Source organism: Actinotalea ferrariae CF5-4, assembly GCF_000603945.1.
Lineage (GTDB): Bacteria > Actinomycetota > Actinomycetes > Actinomycetales > Cellulomonadaceae > Actinotalea > Actinotalea ferrariae.
Genome location: NZ_AXCW01000333.1, coordinates 1 through 3,652, shown reverse-complemented (window position 1 = coordinate 3,652; position 3,652 = coordinate 1). Strand labels below are relative to the sequence as shown.

General features: G+C 75.8%; 4 protein-coding genes. 1 reads left to right on the top strand and 3 read right to left on the bottom strand.

Annotation, left to right across the window (positions count from 1 at the left end; translation table 11 throughout):
- Window positions 1-99: 99 nt before the first annotated feature.
- On the bottom strand, window positions 100-390 hold the full coding sequence (locus tag N866_RS17295; protein WP_034228874.1) for a hypothetical protein: 291 nt from the start codon (window positions 388-390) through the stop codon (window positions 100-102).
- Window positions 391-408: 18 nt separating this feature from the next.
- The gene (locus N866_RS21105; protein ID WP_052023207.1) at window positions 409-1,155 is read right to left on the bottom strand and encodes a sulfite exporter TauE/SafE family protein; all 747 of its coding nucleotides are present in this window, start codon (window positions 1,153-1,155) and stop codon (window positions 409-411) included.
- Between the two features lie 162 nt (window positions 1,156-1,317).
- Between N866_RS21105 and N866_RS21100 the strand changes: the two genes are divergently transcribed.
- Complete coding sequence (locus N866_RS21100; RefSeq protein WP_052023206.1) at window positions 1,318-2,208, top strand: hypothetical protein; 891 nt, start codon at window positions 1,318-1,320, stop codon at window positions 2,206-2,208.
- 33 nt (window positions 2,209-2,241) lie between these two features.
- Here the strand turns inward: N866_RS21100 and N866_RS17280 are convergent, their stop codons facing one another.
- Window positions 2,242-3,345 (bottom strand): magnesium and cobalt transport protein CorA, encoded by a 1,104-nt coding sequence (locus N866_RS17280; protein WP_245612647.1) that lies wholly within the window; start codon window positions 3,343-3,345, stop codon window positions 2,242-2,244.
- Window positions 3,346-3,652: the final 307 nt, after the last annotated feature.

Below are 3,652 nucleotides of genomic sequence, written 5' to 3'. Positions count from 1 at the left end.
CCGCCTGGGCGATGCTGCGGCCGGCCGTGCGCCTCGGTCTGCGCGCCCTGCCCGCCGTGGTGCGCACGTGGCCGCACGCCCGGGTCGCGGCCGCCCGGGTCAGCGCATCGGGTACCAGCGGGCGCCGAACCGGCGCGTGACGCGGCTCGTCTCGACGTCCACGAGCGTGTCCACCCGCGCCACCACGGCCCGCCCCACCGTGGCGGCCGTGAGGTCGTCGGGCGCCTCGTACCGGACCGTGAGCCGGGGCTGCCCGCGGACGACCTCGAGGGCGGTGGCCTCGACGGGGGTGTGCGCGCGGGCCGCATCGGCCGCGGCGGGGAGCACGTCCGCCGGGTCCACACCCTGGTGGAGCATCCCGACGATCATGCGGACGCGGTAGGACGGCACCGGGCGACGGTACGCCGCTCAGCGCACGACGAGCCACGCGCCGGCGGCCGCCGTGGCGGTGAGCGCGACGACCCGGAACACCTCGACCGACATCCCGCGCGCGATCCGCCGGCCCAGGAGCGCCCCGGCGACGGCGCCCGGGGTGATCGCCGCGCTGATGAGGAGCGACTCGGTGGTGATGAGGCCGAGCCCGACGCTGAACGGGACCTTGATGAGGTTCACGGCGGTGAAGAACCAGGCGACGGTGCCGAGGAACCCCAGCACCCCGACCCGCATGCGCAGCAGGTACAGCGTCATCATCGGCCCGCCCGCGTTGGCCACCATGGTCGACAGCCCGGCGCCGGCGCCGAGCAGGAGCGCCACCGGTCCGCCGGCGCTGGCCGGGGCGGCGTCGTCGTCGGCCGGGCGACGGCGGCGCAGGAGCGTCCCGGCGACGCTGAGCAGGAGGACCACCCCGATGACCCGGGTGACGACGGCGGGGTCGGCGAACCGCACGAGCGCCCAGCCGGCGGCGAGGCCGACGACGACGCTCGGCAGCAGCTGGAGCAGCAGCCGCACGTTCGCGTGGCGCCCGTAGAGCGCGATCGCGAAGGCGTCCACCACGATGAGCACGGGCAGGGCGACACCGGTCGACGGGACCGGCGGCAGCACGGTGGCCAGGAGGGCGACGCCGAACGCGCTGACGGCGGGGACCGCCGTCTTGGAGAGGCCGAACACGAAGGCGGCGACGAGGCCGACCGCCACCACCGTCACCGTCAGCTCCACGAGCGGACGGTACTGCTCCGGCCGCGGGCGACCGCCCGGCGTCCGCGCGCGGCCCGGCCTCCGACGCTCCTGCCGGGCTGCCGTTCCTGCCGGCGTGGCGCTCCTCCCGCGCTGGCACGCGGCCGCCACCGGGCCTAGCGTCCGGAGGCGAGAGGGGGCGCGATGAGCGAGCCATCGGCACCCGTCCGGGCGCTGAGCCTGTCGACGGTGCGGACCTACCGGTACCTGCGGCTGGCCGTCGTCGCGCTCGCGCTGCTCCTGGCCACGTCGCTGGCGCTGGAGGCCCGGCGCAGCCCCGGGCTGCTGGAGTCGATCAGCGCGTACTACTACTCCCCCGTCCGGGCCGTGCTCGTGGGGTCGCTCGTGGCGATCGGGCTCGCGCTGATCGCGATCGCCGGGCGGCCCGGCGCGGAGGACACCCTGCTCAACCTCGCAGGGATGCTCGTCCCCGTGGTCGCCTTCGTCCCGACGCCCGTCGAGCCGGCCGTCGCGGGCGGCTGCCCGCCGGGCACGGTGCGGTGCGTCCCGGCGAACCTCGTGCCCGCCGTGGAGAACAACGTGGCCGCGCTGCTCGTCGTCGGCGCGGTCGGGATCCTGGCGGCAGGCTGGATGGCCCGCGCCGGCGGGCCGCCCCGGGCCGCGACGCGGTGGGGGCTCACGGCGGCGGCGGTGGTGTGGGCCGGGTTCGGCGCGTGGTTCCTGCTGTGGCCGCGGGAGTCGTTCCTCGCGGGGGCCCACTACGCGGCGGCCGTGCCGTTCTTCGGGCTGGTCGCGGCGGTCGCCGTCCTCGACGCGGTGCGGGTGCGGCGGCGCACCCACGTCCGGGTGCTCAGCCCGCACCAGTTCTCCGGGGCCTACGCGGTGGTGGCGGTCGGCATGGTCGGCACGATCGTCGTGGCGGGGCTGGTGGCCGGGGCGGAGGCCCTGACGTCGTTCACGGCGTCCGCCGGGTGGGTGTTCGTCGTCGAGGCGGTGCTGCTCGTGCTCTTCACGGTCTTCTGGGCGCTCCAGACCGCGGAGAACTGGGAGGACGGTGTGCCGGACCCCGCGTGAGCCGTCGCCGTGGGGCCGGCACCGGCCGACCGGTCAGAGCCAGCCGTTGGTCTTGAACGCCCGGTACAGCGCCAGGCACACCGCACCGATGAGCCCGAGGACGGCGAAGTAGCCGTACTCCCACTCCAGCTCGGGCATGTGCTCGAAGTTCATCCCGTAGACCCCCGCGACCGCCGTCGGGACCAGCGCGATCGCCGCCCAGGCGGAGATCTTGCGCATGTCCTCGTTCTGCCGCAGGGCGATCTGGCTCTGCGCGGTCGCGACGCGCGCCGTGTTCGCCTGGAGGACGTCGGTGAGCAGCCGGTCGATCGACTCGAGCTGGTCCGTGGCACGCAGCACGTGGTCGTGGATGTCGCGGAAGTGGTGCGCGGTGGAGTCCGGCACGTGCCCGATCGCGGCCGACGCGAGACGCTCGAACGGCCAGGCCAGCGGGACGACGGCGCGCCCGAACTCCGCGACCTCGCGCTTGAGCTTGTAGATGCGCTGGGCGTGGTCCCCCTCGCCCGTCCCGAACACCTGCTCCTCGATCTCGTCGACGTCCGCGCCGATCGCCTCCAGCACGCGCTCGTACTGGTCCACGACGAGGTCCGCCGCCCGGTAGAGGACGAGCGCGGGTCCGAAGTCGGTGAGCAGCGGGTGCGAGCCCGCGTCCAGCTCGGCGCGGACCGCCCCGAGGATCTCGGTCGGGCCGTGGCGCACGGTGATGACGAAGTGCGGGCCGAGGAAGAGCGCGACCTCGCTGACCTCGACGACCTCCTCCCGGTCGATGTAGCGGACCGGCTTGAGCACGGCGAAGAGCACCTCGCCGTAGGCCTCGATCTTGGGCCGCTGGTGGGCCCGGACGGCGTCCTCGACCGCCAGCGCCGGGAGCTCGAACTGCGCGGCGACGTCGGCGATGTCCTGGTGGGTGGGCTGCTGGAGACCGATCCAGACGAACCCCTCGGTGCGCGCGGCGGCGGCCGCCGCCTCGCCCAGCGGGATCCGGCCCCCGCGCCGCACGCCGTGCTCGTAGACGCCGCAGTCCCCGATCGTGCCGACGTGGCCGTCCGGGTGCGCGCCGCCGGGCGGGGCGGAGCCGCGCGCGTCGACCGTGCCGGGGGGCGCCCCGGCCCGCGGTCCGCCGTCGTCGTGAGCCACGTCGCTCCTCCCTGGCCGCCGGACGACCTGCACGTGCCGGCTTCTCCGCACTGTAGGTGGAGCGCGGCACGTCGGCCGACCTATCGCGTCGGTCAAGACCCCTCGTGCCTCCCCCTCCGCGTGCCGATGAAGGGTCGTGACCCACCCCGCCGACGACCCCCACGCGCCCACGGGCCGCGTGCCCCAGTGGGCCGTCGACGAGGTCTCCGGGCTGCCGATCCTCGACCAGTGGCGCGCGGACGCCCCGCCCGCCCGGGTGCCGGGCACCCCGCTCGGGGCGCCGCGGCGCCGTCGTCCGCGGCCGGTG